Source organism: Bordetella muralis (assembly GCF_054781015.1).
The window spans coordinates 510,650-526,011 of record NZ_BAAGVF010000006.1 but is presented as its reverse complement, the minus strand read 5'-3'; the positions used below and the strand labels follow the sequence as shown (position 1 = coordinate 526,011).

Sequence of the window (15,362 nt, the reverse complement as noted above, 5' to 3'; positions counted from 1 at the left end):
GGCAGACCGCCATGGGTGAATGAATGTCAAACAATTGTGGGTTAGGCTCTTGCCTCTGGCCGCGTCTGAGAAGGAGGCAGACCCTTGTTGTACAACCCCTCCTCATAGTCGCCATGGTCAATGGCATCCAGGGCCTTGAACCCTATTTTCGCGTTAACGCCGTCATGCTCGCCTACCACCTCGGTGATGGTGTTCAGATGCAGTGCGGCGCGTATGCCGAGACGCTTCGGGCCGCCATTGCTGACCACGTATTTGAGTTTCAGGTCGACAGGCATCCACGACTCGGGCGTTGTCAGCAGTGATGTAATGGCAGCGTCAACCGCGGCGCGGTCCTCGTCGCTCGCGCCCGCGCCTTTTTGGGCGATCTGAGCCTCCATGACATCGATCTGCTTGGCCACCGCTTCACGCAGGCGATGCCGTAGAAAATAGACTTGATTCCTGGCCTCGGCTGAGTCAATTCTGGCCCTGACCTTCTCGAGCTCTGCGAGGCCGCGCGTCGTGGCGGCGACTCGTGCCTGCGCACTGGGTTGTCCTTGCTCTTTCGACAACTCGCCAATCGCAAAAAAGCGTACCCATTCGTCTTGATTTTGCTTCAACGAATCCCGAAAGGCGTTCAGCGACGTGTACTCGCAGTCCATGATGCAAGCGCGGTGTATCAGCCGGCCATCGTCCCGTACAAGATTGAATTTAGCCTCGCCCCTTCGGTCAAGCAGCGGCAATGTCACGCCTAGGCCCACCGCCTGAGTACGAACCGTGGCATGACGGCCTTGCGAATCCGCGTCAATCTGCCCTAACGTGCCAAATCTGACGCCAGCATTGCCAGACATCTTCCATCCCTGGCCGAAACGATGCTGCTCGTACTGGTATCTGCCCCCGGAGTCCTTTGCATCGCGTTGACGATTGACCCACTCGCCTTGCACTCCCAGCGGCGTCGCCATGGCATTTAATGATGCCATCGGAAACGTTACGCCTGCCCCTACATCGGCGGAACCGCCGTGCCGCCTGTTACGATCCACGGCCTCGGTCCAGCCGATGGAAATATCCGGCTCTTCAAAGAAATGGGAGGCCAACTGGTTCCACGTATCCGCAGAGCTGCGCTTGTCGCCTGTTGGCGCGGCGGCGCTGCGCAGATACTCGGCAACCTGGAGTTGTTTCTTATGCAAACCGGCATCGTTGTAGCCAGTTCCATCTTCCTTGAGACGCCGCGGCACTCGGATCGAAACACCGCGAATGTTGGCTTGCTGATGGCCATAAAACACCGCGTCAATATTAGCCCCGGCCCGCACGCCCAGACTATCTCCTACTCCCAGGCCATAACCGACAAGGAGGCCAGCCCCTTCCTGGTGGGAAACCGTATTCGACGTGCCGAAGAAAAATTCAGTTCCGGCGATACCGCGCCCCAACTCGAACACCGCATCGCGCCGACGCTCGGCACGCAAATCCAGACGCGGCCCCAGCGGGATACCTGACAAAGCGCTTGTCAAGCCGCTTAGGTTGGCCGACAAACCTCGCGTGCTGCCGCCGAATTCGTTTCCGTCAAAAAGACGCAATCTGCCACCTGGCGGGAAATTGTCTACAACCTGCAAGAACCTATCGTGCACTTGATCTGCCTCTGGCGCTGGCAGCCTCGTTGTCTGATAGGTCTTAAAGGTATTGCTCCAGGTGTTCAACGCATTGCCGAGCTCTCCATCCTCCGGTCCGCGTCCCTGAACCCACGCGGCGACCGAATCGGCATCCCAGCTTTGCTTTCGCAATCCAGAAAACGAAGCATGGAGGTGGCTGGCGCTGGTCCATGAGCGCGCCGTGCTCAGAAGGCCGATCGGGATACGTACGCGGTGATTCGCTTGCTCGCGCAACAGTTGGTCGCGCAACGCCACGGCCTTGTCCTTGATCTTGCTGCGTTCTTTACGATTGGGCGTGTCTTTGGCAAAGCCGCCTTGCTCAATCCACACATGGATTGCGGCCAACTCCACCAAGGCTTTTTCGGGTTCTGGATTGCCCAGAATCATCCCTGGCTGCAAGTGCGTCAGCAATGCGGCCGACGCATCATGCAATTCATGTTCCAGCTTGTCCATCTGGGCGATCGTGCGCTGCGTGATGTCTTGGGTTCCGCCACGCAAGGCCGACATGGGAGAGCGATGCGTGCCAAACAGACGTGGAACAAACGTCTTGAGGCGGTTTTCACCCGCTCGGGGCATAGTCTTGCCCATGAACTTGTGCAAGCGGTTGCGCGTCATGGCCAGAGCCGAGCCGGGGCTGTCGTCGCGGAAATTCTGCCGCCAGGCAAAATAATCGCCTTTTTGCCGAGCGCTCAGCGCATCCTTGCCACCTCGTGAGACAAGCAAGGCCGCCTCGTAGGCAGCCAACGCCAGCGTGGGAGAGACTTTCGCTCCCTCTTTCGCCCGCTCCAGTACCGCCGCGGGCCGTGATGCCCCGGCTCGCGCACGTGGATAAGTCTGATTCAGATGATCGAGCGCCTGCAGCATCATGCGCTGCGCAGCCGGCTTGGAGGTCGGGAGCGAATCCGCGCTCGGCTGAGCAGTGCCCGCGATCGTTCCTTGCGCCATCGCTGCTTGGGTCTGCATATGCAATAGTGCCTCGTAGCCGGTCGAGGTACGCGATAAGGTGTATGCAGCGCGCCAGGCTTTCGAATAGTCGGACAACGACGCATCGCCCCGCGCGCCCTGTCCGGACATGCTTAACTTGTCGAAGTCCAGATTCTTCAACACATCCAGCACATTCTTCGCCTCATCCATGTCCTGGATGTCCGCGGCTTGCAAGGCCTGCGCCACCAACACCGCCCGCTGGATCTCCGGCGCGCGCGCCGGCGCACCCAGATGCATCAAGTCGGACACTAAAGCATGGTCTTGCGACGTGGATCGTGTCTCAGGAAACTGGCTTGCGAGGTATCCGGGCAATGCCGTTCGATCCAAGAAGATACAGGGCCCACCTGCAGGGGCATTTCCGGGCGCCGCGGTGCGCGCCGTCAAAGCCCGGCGCACATACGCGTCTTTGCCCCCGAGGCCTGCATTGCGCGGCTTGATCGCCACGTCATCTCCTGTGGAGGGTTGGGATTCGCCGGACGCCTTGGTAAACGCAGGGACACGGGCCTGTCCCTGCAGGGGACGAAAAGACTTCCCTCCCGCGGGCGTCATGATTTCAACCCTCGTGTCACCCAATTTGCGGCGGAGCCAGGATGCCTTGCTGGAGGAATCCCGCGGGGCAGCTTTTTCTTGTCCCCCCTGCTTTGGCCCATCGGCACGCTCGGCTTGCTTGGCCCCCTGGGCCGTTGCCTGCCGACGAGCCTGTAACGGGATGTCGCCGCGGCGTTGTCCTGGTGGTGTCTCTGGTGGATCTGGCCTCTCTCGTGAGGCGTCGGTCGCCGCAGATCCCTCAGACGGCCGAGTGCGCAGGTTCAACAAGCGCGGGAGTTTCGAAAAAGAAGACACCTTGCAACACTCCATCCTGGTATTACGACAACTACAGGCGGAATGAAACAACGCCCAGGCAAGGCGTCATACAGGAAATACGAAGAACCAGCGGCTCAAACGAAACTGCAGCCTCAGTTCCTTGTCCCTGCACACGTATGCGGATAAGCTCAATACACGGAAGACTCCGGTTCGACAATCAACAAGTAGTCGACTAGGGCGTGTTAACACTATTTGACACGACGATGTGTGCTGCGAGAAAGTCCATGCATGGAGATCACGCCTTCGCAATTCGCCCAGATCGAGCATTGCCTGCCCACCCAGCGGGGCAACGTCAGCCTGTCCAATCTGGACGTGTTGAATGCGATCCTGTACGTCGCAGAGCACGGCTGCAAGTGGCGCGGCCTGCCCAAGCGGTTCGGTAACTGGCACACCATCTACACGCGGATGAACCGTTGGTCCAAGTCCGGCGTCATGGACCGGGTGTTCGAGGAACTGCAACAGTCACAGGTTGTGCGCATCAAGATCGAAGCCGTGTCGCTGGACAGCACCAGCATCAAGGTGCATCCGGATGGAACCGGGGCGCTAAAAAAAACGGTCTGCAAGCCATCGGAAAGTCCCGAGGCGGATGGAATACCAAGATTCATATGGTTGCCGCGGATGCTCGCACGGCTATAACGTTCTCGTTGTCGCCCGGGCAAGCGCACGACGCTCCCGAGGGCCGGGCGCTGCTCGGCCGGTTGAGCGCGCCGAACCGGCCGCTTCATTTGCTGATGGATCGCGCCTACGAGGGCAACGAGACCAGGCAACTGGCGCTCGACCTGGGCTTCATCCCAGTTGTTCCGCCATTGAAGACCAGGGTCGAACCGTGGGAGTACGACCGCGAGATGTACAAGCGCCGCAACGAAGTCGAGCGCCAGTTCCGCAGGCTCAAAGGTTTCCGCCGCATCTTCTCGCGCTTCGAAAAGCTCGACGTGATGTTCCTTGGCTTCATCAGCTTCGCGCTGATCGCTGACGGACTTCGTATGTGTTAACAGACTCTAGCGGAAGAGATCCGCTCCTGAACCATGTCAACACGTCGCGCAGCGACAAGGCACAGTGAAGGAATGAGGCTCATCCGACGGGATGCTTGGAACTTCGCTTCGCGACCCGTGCTTTCAATCCGTGGCGTTCCGCCTGTCTCAGCGAACTGGACGGCGACAGGAGCGCATCCTTTCGCACCACGAGGAGACCTGCTAGCCAGGCACCCAGCGACAGGATCGCCGGCTCCTGGGCGCGTCGCTTGAGCACGCACAGCGAGATGCGATCGCCGCTGCTCACGAACCCCAACGGTGCGGCGATGCGCCCCTGTTCGATTTCTTCCTGCACCAGCACGGACGGAGCAATGCCGACCCCCAATCCCGCAATGGTGGCCTGGATCATGTAGATTAGCTGGCCGAAAGAGCGCTGGGGCTTCAGTTGTGCGACGTCGAGGTCACTGGCTTTCGCCCAGATATCCCACGCGGCAGGATAGGAGTTGGTAGCCAGCAAGGGAGTCGACATCAGGGTTTGCGGCGCTGCCAGCGTGGTCGCTTGCGCGGGAGTGCAGATCGGCCCGATATCGTTGTCGGCAAGAAGCTGCTCGTTCACATCCCTGGAATGGGTATCCCGGCCGCAATAGATCAGCGCATCGACATGCCCCGCACGCAACCGGCCCACGTCAGTGCCTACCTGCAGGTTCAGCGCGATATCCGGATGCTGCGCTTCGAGGCTGTCGAGTCGAGGAATCAGCCACTGCATCATGAAGCTGCCAGGGCACGCGAGGGTCAAGGCAGTGGAGGGTCGCTGTCCACGAATTTCGACGCATACCCTGCTCATGTCGTCCAACGCCTTCGCTGTCGACGCGAACAGCCGCTTGCCGGCCTCGGTCAGCGTGACCCCCGACGCATGGCGATCAAATAACTTACAGCCAAGCCACGATTCGATGAGACGAATCTGGTGACTCACGGCGCTGTGCGTGACGTTGAGTTTGTCCGCTGCGGCAACGACGCTGCCTGCCTGCGCGGCAGCTGTAAAGGCCTTGATGGCAGTCAGGGGAGGTAGCTGATGAATATCCATGGCATGAAACTAATTTACACCCAGTGTAGAGAAGGATCGCTACCGGCGCGAGGGAAATCGGCTTATCTTGTGTCCCTGCCGAACCCCTTTCCATCTCCTTCGTCATGCCTGCCAACGCCTTGCCCCGTCGCACCGCCATCCTGCTTCTCGCCGTCGTGATTGGCGCCTGGGGCATCAACTGGACCGTTGGCAAAGCCGTGTTGCACTACTTGCCGCCGATCTGGGCGACGGCGTTGCGCATGGTGCCTGCGTGCGTTGCGCTCTGGGCGCTTTGCTTGGCTTCAGGCCGGCTGACCATCCCGGTGAGAGGTGATGTGCCGGTGATCCTGAGCGTGGGGTTGCTGCACATGGTGGCCTTCTCGGTTCTGGCGAGCATCGGCCTGCAGTACCTGCCTGCGGGCCGCTCGGTGGTCTTGGCGTACACCACGCCGCTGTGGGTACTGCCTGCCGCGCGCATCTTTCTGGGCGAGGCGTTTACCGTTCGGCGCGGGGCAGGTCTGTTCCTGGGTGTGGCGGGGCTGGTGGTGCTGTTGCAGCCCGCGGCCGTCGACTGGACGAACAACGACGTGCTGCTGGGACACGGGTTGATCCTGCTGGCCGCTGCATGTTGGGCGGCCTGCATCGTCTATGGGCGCGCACATCGATGGATCACGCCACCCTTTCAGTTGCTGCCGTGGCAGACGCTGCTCGCTGGAGTCACGCAACTTGCGCTCGCCTTCTTCATCGAGGGCACGCCACCCATCCCATGGTCCATGGAGTTGGTAGCGCTATTGGGCTACAGCAGCCTGATCGGCACGGTGCTGGCGTACTGGGCCATGAACACCGTGAACCGTGGCTTGCCAGCTTCCGTCACGTCGATGGCGTTGCTTGGCGTGCCGGTGGTGGGGTTGCTGGGTTCCAGCGTCTTGCTGGGCGAACGGCCCGACGCGATTCTCTTGCTTGCAACCGGGCTGATCGTGGCTGGCGTCGCGTTGGGCACGTTTGGCGGCATCTCTGCCAAGGTGCGGCCTTAGCAGTTCGCATTCATTCTCCTCGTTCGGTATCGCCGCCGGCATGGGTGTGGATCTGGCCAAAGCCGGCCACGTCGCCACGCTGCGCCGCACGGACGTGGTCGCCGTGCCGATCAGAGAAGAAGAACGCATCGTCACCTGCGTGCTTCACAAGCACCAGCGGTTCGGGTTGATAGACGAGCTGCGCTTCCTGGTGCACGCTAAGACCTCGCACTGATCGTTACAGCTCCGACTCCATCGCGGCGGTGCGCCGCGCCATCGGCCTTGGACAGGACGCGCCTCACTTGCGATGCTGTGGGCTCCACGGCCCGCAGGCCGCGTTGATCGAACACGAGATGCGCACAATTAGTGTTAACAGGCCCTAGGCCGCGCCGTCGCTTCAGGCCTCGACCTGAACCTTCAGCCGTTCTTCCGTCGCTGTCCATTTCTCGTATTCGAATAGCGACCACAATTGCCGATGCGACAGCATTCGCTCGGCCGAACCTGCCGTTGTACCCGTGGCGGCCAAGCCCCGTAACATCTCTGTCCCTGCATACGTAAAACAACGCGTAATGGCATTGGGATAGATTGCCATGGCAAAACCCAGCTCGCGCAAGCGCGCCGCAGGCACGATAGGCGTGCGCCCGCCTTCCACCATATTAGCCAATACGGGTGCGCTGACGCTGCGGGCGACCTCGGCCAGCTCCTGTTCGTTTTCCGGGCTCTCGACAAAGATGACATCAGCGCCGGCCTCTACGTAGCGTGCCGCACGATCCAGCGCGGCCTGCAGGCCATGGTCGCTGCGTGCGTCGGTACGGGCGATGATGGCGACATCAGGGTCGATACGGGCATCGACGGCGGCTTTGATGCGCCCGACCATTTCCTGTGTCGAAACGAGATTACGCCCTCCTTCGTGCCCGCATTTTTTGGGCCAGGATTGATCCTCGATCTGTATGCCCGAGATACCCGCTCGTTCGAAAGCACGTACGGTACGGATCACGTTCAATGGTCCACCGTAACCCGTGTCCGCATCGACAATCACCGGAATGGACACCACATCCGCCACGCGCGCTGCGCGATCCAGGACCTCGGAAAAGGACATCAGGCCCACATCGGGCGCGCCGAGTGCTGACATGGACATGCCCGAGCCCGTGAGATACAGCGCCTGAAAGCCTGCCTGCTCGATCAAACGCGCCCCGACGCAATCGTAAGCTCCCGGGGCCACCAATACCTCTGGCGCAGAGATTTGCTGCCGCAGCGCGGCGTTACGTCCGGTCGGTTGACGCAGGCCCAAGGGATAGTCGTGAGGATCAGGCATGAGGGTGAATGCTCCAGGGATAAAAGGATGAAAATCGTCGGAAATAGGTAATGCCGTTAATACCGCTTGAATTATTGAATTTTATCTAATAGAATTAATTTCTTTTAAATAGAATATGATTTCCGTCCCTTGATTGTCAAGGACGGGCATCGCTACGCCATGCCACGCTACCCCGTCCGCGAACCCGATCCTGCTCAAGTCGCCGAAGGCGGCGTGGCTGCGGTTGATCGTGCCTTGGCCGTTCTGACCGCATTTCGAGCAGAAGACACAGGGCTGACATTGCGTGAGCTCAGCGACCGGGTGGGACTGGTGCCCAGCACGGTTCTACGACTCTTGGCGTCCCTCATCCATGCCGGGTTTGTCCAGCGTCATGCCGATGCCCGCTATACGCTGGGGCCGGCTACCGCACAGCTGCATCGCGTGTACGCCGCCTCGTTCAGCCTGCAAGACGTGGTGCTGCCCACCCTGCGTTCGCTGGTTGAACAAACGCTGGAAAGCGCGTCCTTTCATGTGCGTCAGGGCGATCAGCGTCTGCTGCTCTATCGTGTCAATTCGCCTCAACCGTTATCGGATCAAAGCCGGGCGGGTGATCTGCTGCCGCTGGACAAAGGCACAGGCGGACACGTGTTACAGGCGTTTTCCGGTGCGCCGGGCGCTCACTACGAGCGCATTCGACAGGATGGCTACATGAGCCTGCCGGTCAGCGATCGCTCTAGTGACCTGGCTGGAATATCCGCACCAGTGTTCTACCCAGGTGGAGAACTCGCCGGTGCCTTGACACTGACCATGCCGGCGCATCGTTTTCGCAAGACTCACATTCCCGTGTTGCGACGTGCGGCCAAGACCTTGACCGCAGCACTCGGCGGATAGCCGTCCTGCAGTCGCAGGGCTGCGCCCTCTCCTGTTCTGCATCAACGCAGGGCTTTCTCGGAGCAACGGATGAATCTGGCCTTCTTCGCTACCTTGAATGCTGTCATCAAGTACGGCAGTTTTGCCCGTGCGGCGCTAGAGATCAATCTGTCGCCCAGTACGGTGAGCCTGCAGATGAAGCGGCTCGAGGAATACTATGGACAGCCGTTGTTTGATCGCAGCGCATCGACGATCAAGCCCACCGCCCTGGCGCATGAAGTCGCAGGCCTGATCAGCGGCACAATGGAGCAAATGGAATCATTGCGGCGCCGCGGGTCCTCCGTTATCGAAGGCTGCGTTTCGCTGGGCGCGATTGAAAGCATGCAAGCGCATATCCTGCCTGAGGCCATGCGATATCTGCGCGAGCACAGCCCGCGCCTCACGGTCAGGCCCGTCCGGGATACGAGTCATGACCTGTTGAACGGCCTGAAAGAAGGCACAATCGATGCAGCCATCGTGGCGTTTGCCGATGATGAACGCAACAAGCGGCTGGATTGGTATCCGCTCTTGCAAGAAGAAATGGTGCTGGTCGCCCCTAAGGACGTGGCGCAGGACAACGCTTCCGCCCTCTTGCAGGCCCATGATCTGATCCGGTATGGGCGGGGATCCAATATTGCTGTGGCGATCGATCGATACTTGGCGGCGACGGGCAACACGGCCCGCGGGACGCTGGAAATGGATTCCACGCATGCCATTCTCGCCATGGTTTCGGCAGGACTCGGGGTATCGATCCTGGCCTGGCCCGATCGTCGCGCCTTTGTTGGTTATCCGATACGCGAGGTGCGGCTGGGTGAGCACGCCCCACGGATGCATTTTTCGCTCGTGACCCGCCGTGGCGAGACCTCTGACCGCGTGCTGTCGGTCATAAAAGATGCGGTGGTTCGCGCCGCCAATGTCGCAGCGGGCCGCAATCGCTGGCTATAACGACTCGCACGGCGTTCGATTTTCCTCATTTGCAAGTGTGAAATCCTCGCTGGAGGCTGGCTCGCCTCATCCCTAGAATGATCGGCAGCAGTTTTCAAGAGCCGGACGGCGAGCTGGTCGCACACCAGCGCCATACCGGCACGGAACAATCCGTACAAGGGGAAAACATGACTGTTCTGTTCAAACGCGTGGCTCTCGCTGCGATGAGTATCACCATGCTGTCGGCCGCGTCCGCCGTCCACGCGGACTCCTATCCCAGCAAACCCATTACATTCGTCGTCGGATACCCGCCAGGCGGGGCCAGCGACGTGATCACTCGCCTGATTGCCGGCCACATGCAGACGGCGCTGAAGCAGCCGGTCATCATCAAGAACCAGCCTGGCGTCAACGGAAACATCGCCACGGAAGAGGTCGTCAAAGCGCCTGCCGACGGCTATACGCTGCTGTTGGGAACGATCGCCAACGCCATCAACGCCAGTCTGCTGAAGAACATCCATCATGACGTGAACAAAGACTTCATTCCCGTCGTGCAGTTCATGTCCTCGCCCAGTGTGCTCGTCGTCACCTCCAAGCTGCCGGTAAAAACCGTGGATGAGTTGGTAGCGCTCGCGAAACAAAAGCCGGGTGCGTTGAGCTATGCCTCGACGGGCTCTGGCAGTTCTCCTCATCTGGCAGGCGAACTGTTCAAGCTGCGCACGGGAACCGATCTATTGCACGTGCCGTACAAAGGGGCAGCGCCAGCCTTGACCGACGTCATTGCGGGACACGTCCAGACGGGTTTCAAGACCGCATTGTCTGCGTTACCAAGCATGCAGGACGGCAGCATCAGGCCGCTGGCGGTAGCCGACAAACAACGCATGCCCGATCTGCCTGACGTGCCGACGATGGCCGAGGCCGGCTATCCCGATTTCGAGGTGTTGTCCTGGAATGGCATCTTTGTGCCGGCCGGCACGCCGCCCGAAGTGGTGCAGCGCCTGAATGCCACGGTCAACGAGATACTCAAAGATCCCGAGATCGATAAACGCATCCGCGGCATGGCGGGCCGTCCTGGCGGAGGCACGCCGGAAGAATTCCGCGCTCTGGTGCAATCGGAAACCGAAAAATGGGGCGAAGTCATTCGTAAGAACAACATCACGCAACAGTGATGCGCACCGCGGCGATCTACGCCCAGGCAATACCGTAAACACAGCAATTAGGAGTAATGGATGGACAAGCTGGAAAAATGGCGCGGTTACGTGCCGGACGCCGAGTTGGAAACCTATCGTAAAGGAGGATTCGCCAATCGCCTCGGGATAGGCAAGCGCCCGGCGCTCGTGAATATCGATACCACGCATATGTTCGTGGATCCCGCTTATTCGTTCTGCGGTGCGGCCATGCCGGAACTGATGTCTGCGCTGGAACGCATCACCGCCCTATTCCGCCAGTTGGGTCTGCCGATTTACTACACCCGTCGCGATGATCGTTCCTTGCCCTCTTATCGCGGCGCGTGGAATTGGAAATTGGCCAAGCCAGACGATGTGCAGTTCGTTGCCGACCCGAGGGCCGATGAATGGCCCGAGGCATATGGGCCGCGGCCAGGCGATCGCGTTGTCATGAAAAACAAGCCATCGGGCTTTTTTGGCACCATGCTGGCAGATTTTCTACGCTATGACGAAATCGATACCGTGATCATGGTGGGGATTTCCACCTCGGGTTGTGTGCGGGCATCGGCCGTGGACGCTTTCTCGCACAATTTTCGCGTCATCCTCGTAGAAGAAGCGTGCGGCGATCGCAGCCCGCAAGCGCACAAGGCGAATCTGTTCGACCTGGACATGAAATTCGCGGACGTCGAATCATTGGACTATATCCACGATGCGTTAGTGGCGAAGTTCGGTTCGTAGGCATTGCTCGTCATCAGGCAAAAGCGCTGGCCGACATGTTCGGCCAGCGCTTTTGCTTTGTTCCGTGCGGATTGCCGGTTGGACTCGGCACGATACTGAATTATGTACCTGTACCGAGTGAGACAATCAACAATCCACCCGCTATTTCTCGACTTTCTTGCGCGCTGAGGCCGCCAGTTTCTCGTACAGCACCAGCTCTCGATCAATAGTCTTTGCGAAATCTGCCGGCGTATCTTGCAGCACGGGCATCATCCCCATTTCCAGGACCTGCTGCTTGAAATCATCGGATATCACCAGCTTGTCCAATGAAGCCTTCAAGGTGTCGATGACCGCCTGAGGCGTACCTGCCGGCATCAACAGACCCGTCCAGGAATCAAAACGGAAATCAGGCATGCCCGACTCGGCAAAAGTCGGCGTATCCGGCAATAACGGATAGCGTTCCGGCGATGCCACCGCCAATACACGCACCTTGCCACTCTTGATATGCGGCAGGACGGATCCCAATGTCGCAAACGACATATCCACGTGCCCGGCAATCAAATCCACCATCGCAGCTGCCGCACCCTTGTACGGTACGGGCGTGATTTGCGTGTTCGTCAACTGCGTGAACAGCTCGACGGCGAGCAATGGCGATGCGCCTTGCGCTGCAGAGTTGTATTGGTTTGGCGCCTGGCGCACGGCCTCGACAAACTCGCTGAAATTTTTTGCCGGAAAGTCGTCACGCACCACCAATACCGTTGGCGCAATCGCCACGGTGCGTACCGGCATCAGGTCCTTGCGGCTGTCTACGTCCAGTCCCTCAGTCATCCAGGGATTGATGGTCAGGTTCAGGCTGGCCACCAATCCCGTATAGCCGTCGGGCTTGGCGCGGGCGGCGGCCTTGGTACCGATATTGCCGCCAGCGCCACCCTTGTTTTCAACGATGAATTTCTCGCCCAGGTCCGATCCCAACTGCTGGGCAATCAAGCGCGCGATCAGGTCCGTCGGCCCCCCAGCCGGAAAACCTACAATCAAATTGACCGGTTGGTTCGGATAGGTCGTTGCCATGGCGACGGGCGCGGCCATCATGCCCAGACACAACGGAATCAAAGCGGCACGCCGCAAAAGCGTCGAAAGCTTCATGATTGTGGCCCTCTCAGAATACGAACGAAGCTTTGTGACCCGCAGAGCCTGACGCGTCATCAAGTGCGTGATACAGAACGTGGTGAATGCACTGCATGATTTTTCCTCTTGAATCGTTATCGTGCCGGGGACATGAGGGCGTGTTCTTCCGGCCGCAGAACACGCGGTTTCGTTTGAACGGATGGCCTTTATTTCTGGCCGGCAAGTGCCTGCGATTCAATATCGTGGCGGCGGCCAGTCATGGGTTGAACGGTTTTATCCGCCACTCTCGGGATGCCGCGCCCCGCTGCCAACGCATGGCGCAGGTTTGCCGCAGCACGTGACAGTTCGCCGCCTTCAGGTGGCGTCTGGCCGCATTCCTGCCAGATAAGGCGCACGGCCGACTTCAATGCGTCAAGTTCGAGTTCCGATGTAGACATAATCAGGCTGCCAGGTTGGGGGCCAAGGAAGTGGATCGGGATCCCACCTGCGCGCGCCGGGGCTGCGGGGTAAAGTGGCGTTCCAACACGCGCGCCGTCCGCATCAAGCGCGCCTCTTGCAGGAATCCTGCGGCCAGTTGAACAGCCAGCGGCAAGCCGCCAGGATTAAAGCCTGCAGGCACGGACACGGCGGGATGCCCCGTCAACGAAAACGGACTGCCTGCCGAACGCGCGGTGAAGTCAATCACGGCCTGTTCGTCCGTCAACGCAGGCGCAGCTCGATCCGTCATGGGCAGCAACAGCACATCCACGTCGCTGAATAACGCGTCCATACGCGCCACCAGCTCGCGCCGTTGGCGCAACGCCGCGAGATAATCCGCTGCGCGGATGTACATGCCGATTTCCAGCTTTTCACGCAGGGCTCGCCCCATCAGCGAGCGATGTTCCAGATAGTCTTGTTCGTGAATCGAAAAGCTTTCGCTGCGATTGATGGGCAATGCAATCGCCCGAAAGTCCGCGGGCGCCAGCGGCAGTTGGATGTCGCGCACCTGCGCACCTTCGTCGCGCAACACGCTGCAGGCTTGATTCAACGCCTCGTCGATGGCGGGCTCCACACTATCTGCGGGATCCAGGCGGCGCACGACTCCCACTCGCAGGCCGGCCACACCGTCGTTCAACGCAGGCAATAACGGTTGCACGCCGCAGGCCAGACTGGATGGATCGGCGGCATCATGTCCCGCGATCGTCTCATAGACGAGGCAGGCATCCTCGACGGTCAGTGTCAACGGACCGGGACCATCAAAACTCCAGCAATTCGGCATCACGCCATGACGGCTGATACGGCCAAAGGTCGGCTTCAACCCCACAACGCCACACGCGGCGGCGGGCAATCGCACCGACCCGCCCGTGTCGGTGCCTATCGCGAAACAAGCGGTACCTGCGGCAACGGCAGCGCCGGAGCCGCTGGACGATCCGCCCGTGAAATGGCGCGGATCCCAGGGGTTGCGAGCGGGAGGCGTCTCCAGATCGAAATGCACGGCGCCCGTCCCCGTCCCGTATTCCCATGTGTTCAGCTTGCCGACCAAGACGGCGCCAGCCGATTGCAGCCGGGCGACGAGGGTCGCGTGCAAAGCAGGATCGTGACGTTGAGGCACCCTCGATCCGCCAGTCGTTGCCAACCCGTTGGTGTAGATATTGTCTTTGACGGCAAACGGAATCCCGTCCAATGGGCCGATACGCCGCCCCTGGCTGGCCCGCACGGCAGCTGCCTCGGCCGCCGCCAGCGCCGCCTCCCGGTCATGGCGCAGATAGGAGTAAATGACCCCATCAACCTCGTCGATGCGGGCCAGGACGGATTGCAGCAGATCCGTGGCCCGTAACTGCCCGCTGGACAACAAGCTGCTCGCCTGGGCGATAGACCAGGCGGCCGGCTCATCTGGGGAAAGACAATTCAAGCTCATATATTTGTATAAAACATCTGTTTCAAATTTATGTTTGAATTATCATGTCGAGCATCCCCCGGCGCAAGACGTTTTTCCTCCGTGAAAACCCGAGTACGCTGAATTGGGGAGCAGCCCCCGGATCTGGACATCATGCAAGAATTCGAAGACACGGACAGCCGCAACAGCCCTAAGCGTCAAGCCATCCTGGCCGCAGCCAAAGAGCTGGTGGCACGGAAAGGACCCAACGGCACGACCGTGCGCGACATCACCTCCGCGTCGGGCGCCAATGGCGCCGCGGTGAACTATTACTTTCAATCGAAAGACGGGCTGGTCGATCTGGCCCACCGGGAAATCACGGGCGACGTCAATCGCGCCCGTATCGCGCGGCTCGACGCGCTGGAGCAGCAGGCCGCGGGGCAGCCAGTGAATCCCCGGGATATCCTGTGCGCGCTGATCGAACCGATTTTGACGACGTCACGCTCGGCCGACGGCGGCAGCCTGTATGTGCGCAGCGTATTCCAGATGCGCATCGACGCGCGCACCGGCTATCACACCTTTGACATCAACCAACATGTGGCGCGCCGTTTTGTGGATGCCATTGCCAAGGCATTTCCCAAACTCAATCGGGAAGCCGTGATCTGGCATTATGAGTTTGCCCGTGGCTCTGCGATTCACATGCTGGCCAATCTGGATCCCGTTTCGCGCCGGTTTGAATTATTGGCAAAGGAGCCCGGCCAGGCGTTACCCGATACGCCTGTCTATGAGTTGGATCAAAAGCAGATCGATCGGGTGATTGCGATGATCCTGGCGGGATTTGGCCAGCCGTTGGATTGA

14 protein-coding genes are annotated in these 15,362 nt (G+C 60.0%); 8 read left to right on the top strand and 6 right to left on the bottom strand.

Features of this window, described 5'->3' with window-relative positions; translation table 11 throughout:
- Positions 1 to 41: 41 nt before the first annotated feature.
- Positions 42 to 3,050 carry a hypothetical protein gene (locus tag ACYVIT_RS13450; RefSeq protein WP_415805056.1) on the bottom strand — a complete coding sequence of 1,003 codons (3,009 nt, stop codon included), beginning with the start codon at positions 3,048 to 3,050 and terminating at the stop codon, positions 42 to 44.
- A 648-nt stretch (positions 3,051 to 3,698) separates the two neighbouring features.
- Here ACYVIT_RS13450 and ACYVIT_RS13445 point away from each other — a divergent pair.
- Positions 3,699 to 4,462, top strand: a protein-coding gene (locus ACYVIT_RS13445; RefSeq protein ID WP_415805055.1) for an IS5 family transposase whose coding sequence is annotated in 2 segments (ribosomal slippage) — positions 3,699 to 4,014 and positions 4,014 to 4,462 — 765 coding nt in all. Because the reading frame shifts where the segments join, the coding sequence is not laid out codon by codon here.
- 79 nt (positions 4,463 to 4,541) lie between these two features.
- On the opposite strand, the gene ACYVIT_RS13440 is transcribed toward ACYVIT_RS13445, so the two are convergent.
- Positions 4,542 to 5,525 (bottom strand): LysR substrate-binding domain-containing protein, encoded by a 984-nt coding sequence (locus ACYVIT_RS13440; protein WP_415805054.1) that lies wholly within the window; start codon positions 5,523 to 5,525, stop codon positions 4,542 to 4,544.
- Positions 5,526 to 5,629: 104 nt separating this feature from the next.
- On the opposite strand from ACYVIT_RS13440, the gene ACYVIT_RS13435 reads away from it, so the two are divergent.
- Entirely contained in the window at positions 5,630 to 6,538 is a 909-nt protein-coding gene (locus ACYVIT_RS13435; RefSeq protein ID WP_415805053.1) for a DMT family transporter, read from the top strand.
- A 46-nt stretch (positions 6,539 to 6,584) separates the two neighbouring features.
- Complete coding sequence (locus tag ACYVIT_RS13430; protein ID WP_415805052.1) at positions 6,585 to 6,752, top strand: hypothetical protein; 168 nt, start codon at positions 6,585 to 6,587, stop codon at positions 6,750 to 6,752.
- Between the two features lie 162 nt (positions 6,753 to 6,914).
- On the opposite strand, the gene ACYVIT_RS13425 is transcribed toward ACYVIT_RS13430, so the two are convergent.
- The gene (locus ACYVIT_RS13425) at positions 6,915 to 7,832 is read right to left on the bottom strand and encodes an isocitrate lyase/PEP mutase family protein (protein WP_415805051.1); all 918 of its coding nucleotides are present in this window, start codon (positions 7,830 to 7,832) and stop codon (positions 6,915 to 6,917) included.
- A 159-nt stretch (positions 7,833 to 7,991) separates the two neighbouring features.
- Between ACYVIT_RS13425 and ACYVIT_RS13420 the strand changes: the two genes are divergently transcribed.
- The 4 genes from ACYVIT_RS13420 to ACYVIT_RS13405 all read left to right on the top strand — a co-directional run bounded on the left by ACYVIT_RS13420 (position 7,992) and on the right by ACYVIT_RS13405 (position 11,545).
- Complete coding sequence (locus tag ACYVIT_RS13420; protein WP_415805275.1) at positions 7,992 to 8,702, top strand: IclR family transcriptional regulator; 711 nt, start codon at positions 7,992 to 7,994, stop codon at positions 8,700 to 8,702.
- A 69-nt stretch (positions 8,703 to 8,771) separates the two neighbouring features.
- Positions 8,772 to 9,665 carry a LysR family transcriptional regulator gene (locus ACYVIT_RS13415; protein ID WP_415805050.1) on the top strand — a complete coding sequence of 298 codons (894 nt, stop codon included), beginning with the start codon at positions 8,772 to 8,774 and terminating at the stop codon, positions 9,663 to 9,665.
- Between the two features lie 77 nt (positions 9,666 to 9,742).
- Positions 9,743 to 10,810 carry a Bug family tripartite tricarboxylate transporter substrate binding protein gene (locus ACYVIT_RS13410; protein WP_415805049.1) on the top strand — a complete coding sequence of 356 codons (1,068 nt, stop codon included), beginning with the start codon at positions 9,743 to 9,745 and terminating at the stop codon, positions 10,808 to 10,810.
- Positions 10,811 to 10,870: 60 nt separating this feature from the next.
- The gene (locus ACYVIT_RS13405; RefSeq protein ID WP_415805048.1) at positions 10,871 to 11,545 is read left to right on the top strand and encodes an isochorismatase family protein; all 675 of its coding nucleotides are present in this window, start codon (positions 10,871 to 10,873) and stop codon (positions 11,543 to 11,545) included.
- A 141-nt stretch (positions 11,546 to 11,686) separates the two neighbouring features.
- Here ACYVIT_RS13405 and ACYVIT_RS13400 read toward each other — a convergent pair whose 3' ends face one another.
- The 3 genes from ACYVIT_RS13400 to ACYVIT_RS13390 all read right to left on the bottom strand — a co-directional run bounded on the left by ACYVIT_RS13400 (position 11,687) and on the right by ACYVIT_RS13390 (position 14,546).
- On the bottom strand, positions 11,687 to 12,667 hold the full coding sequence (locus tag ACYVIT_RS13400) for a Bug family tripartite tricarboxylate transporter substrate binding protein (RefSeq protein WP_415805047.1): 981 nt from the start codon (positions 12,665 to 12,667) through the stop codon (positions 11,687 to 11,689).
- Positions 12,668 to 12,855: 188 nt separating this feature from the next.
- A complete protein-coding gene (locus tag ACYVIT_RS13395; RefSeq protein WP_415805046.1) occupies positions 12,856 to 13,086 on the bottom strand; it encodes a hypothetical protein in 231 nt (76 codons plus the stop codon).
- A gap of 2 nt (positions 13,087 to 13,088) precedes the next feature.
- Entirely contained in the window at positions 13,089 to 14,546 is a 1,458-nt protein-coding gene (locus ACYVIT_RS13390; RefSeq protein WP_415805045.1) for an amidase, read from the bottom strand.
- Between the two features lie 132 nt (positions 14,547 to 14,678).
- On the opposite strand from ACYVIT_RS13390, the gene ACYVIT_RS13385 reads away from it, so the two are divergent.
- Positions 14,679 to 15,362 (top strand): TetR/AcrR family transcriptional regulator, encoded by a 684-nt coding sequence (locus ACYVIT_RS13385; RefSeq protein WP_460478208.1) that lies wholly within the window; start codon positions 14,679 to 14,681, stop codon positions 15,360 to 15,362.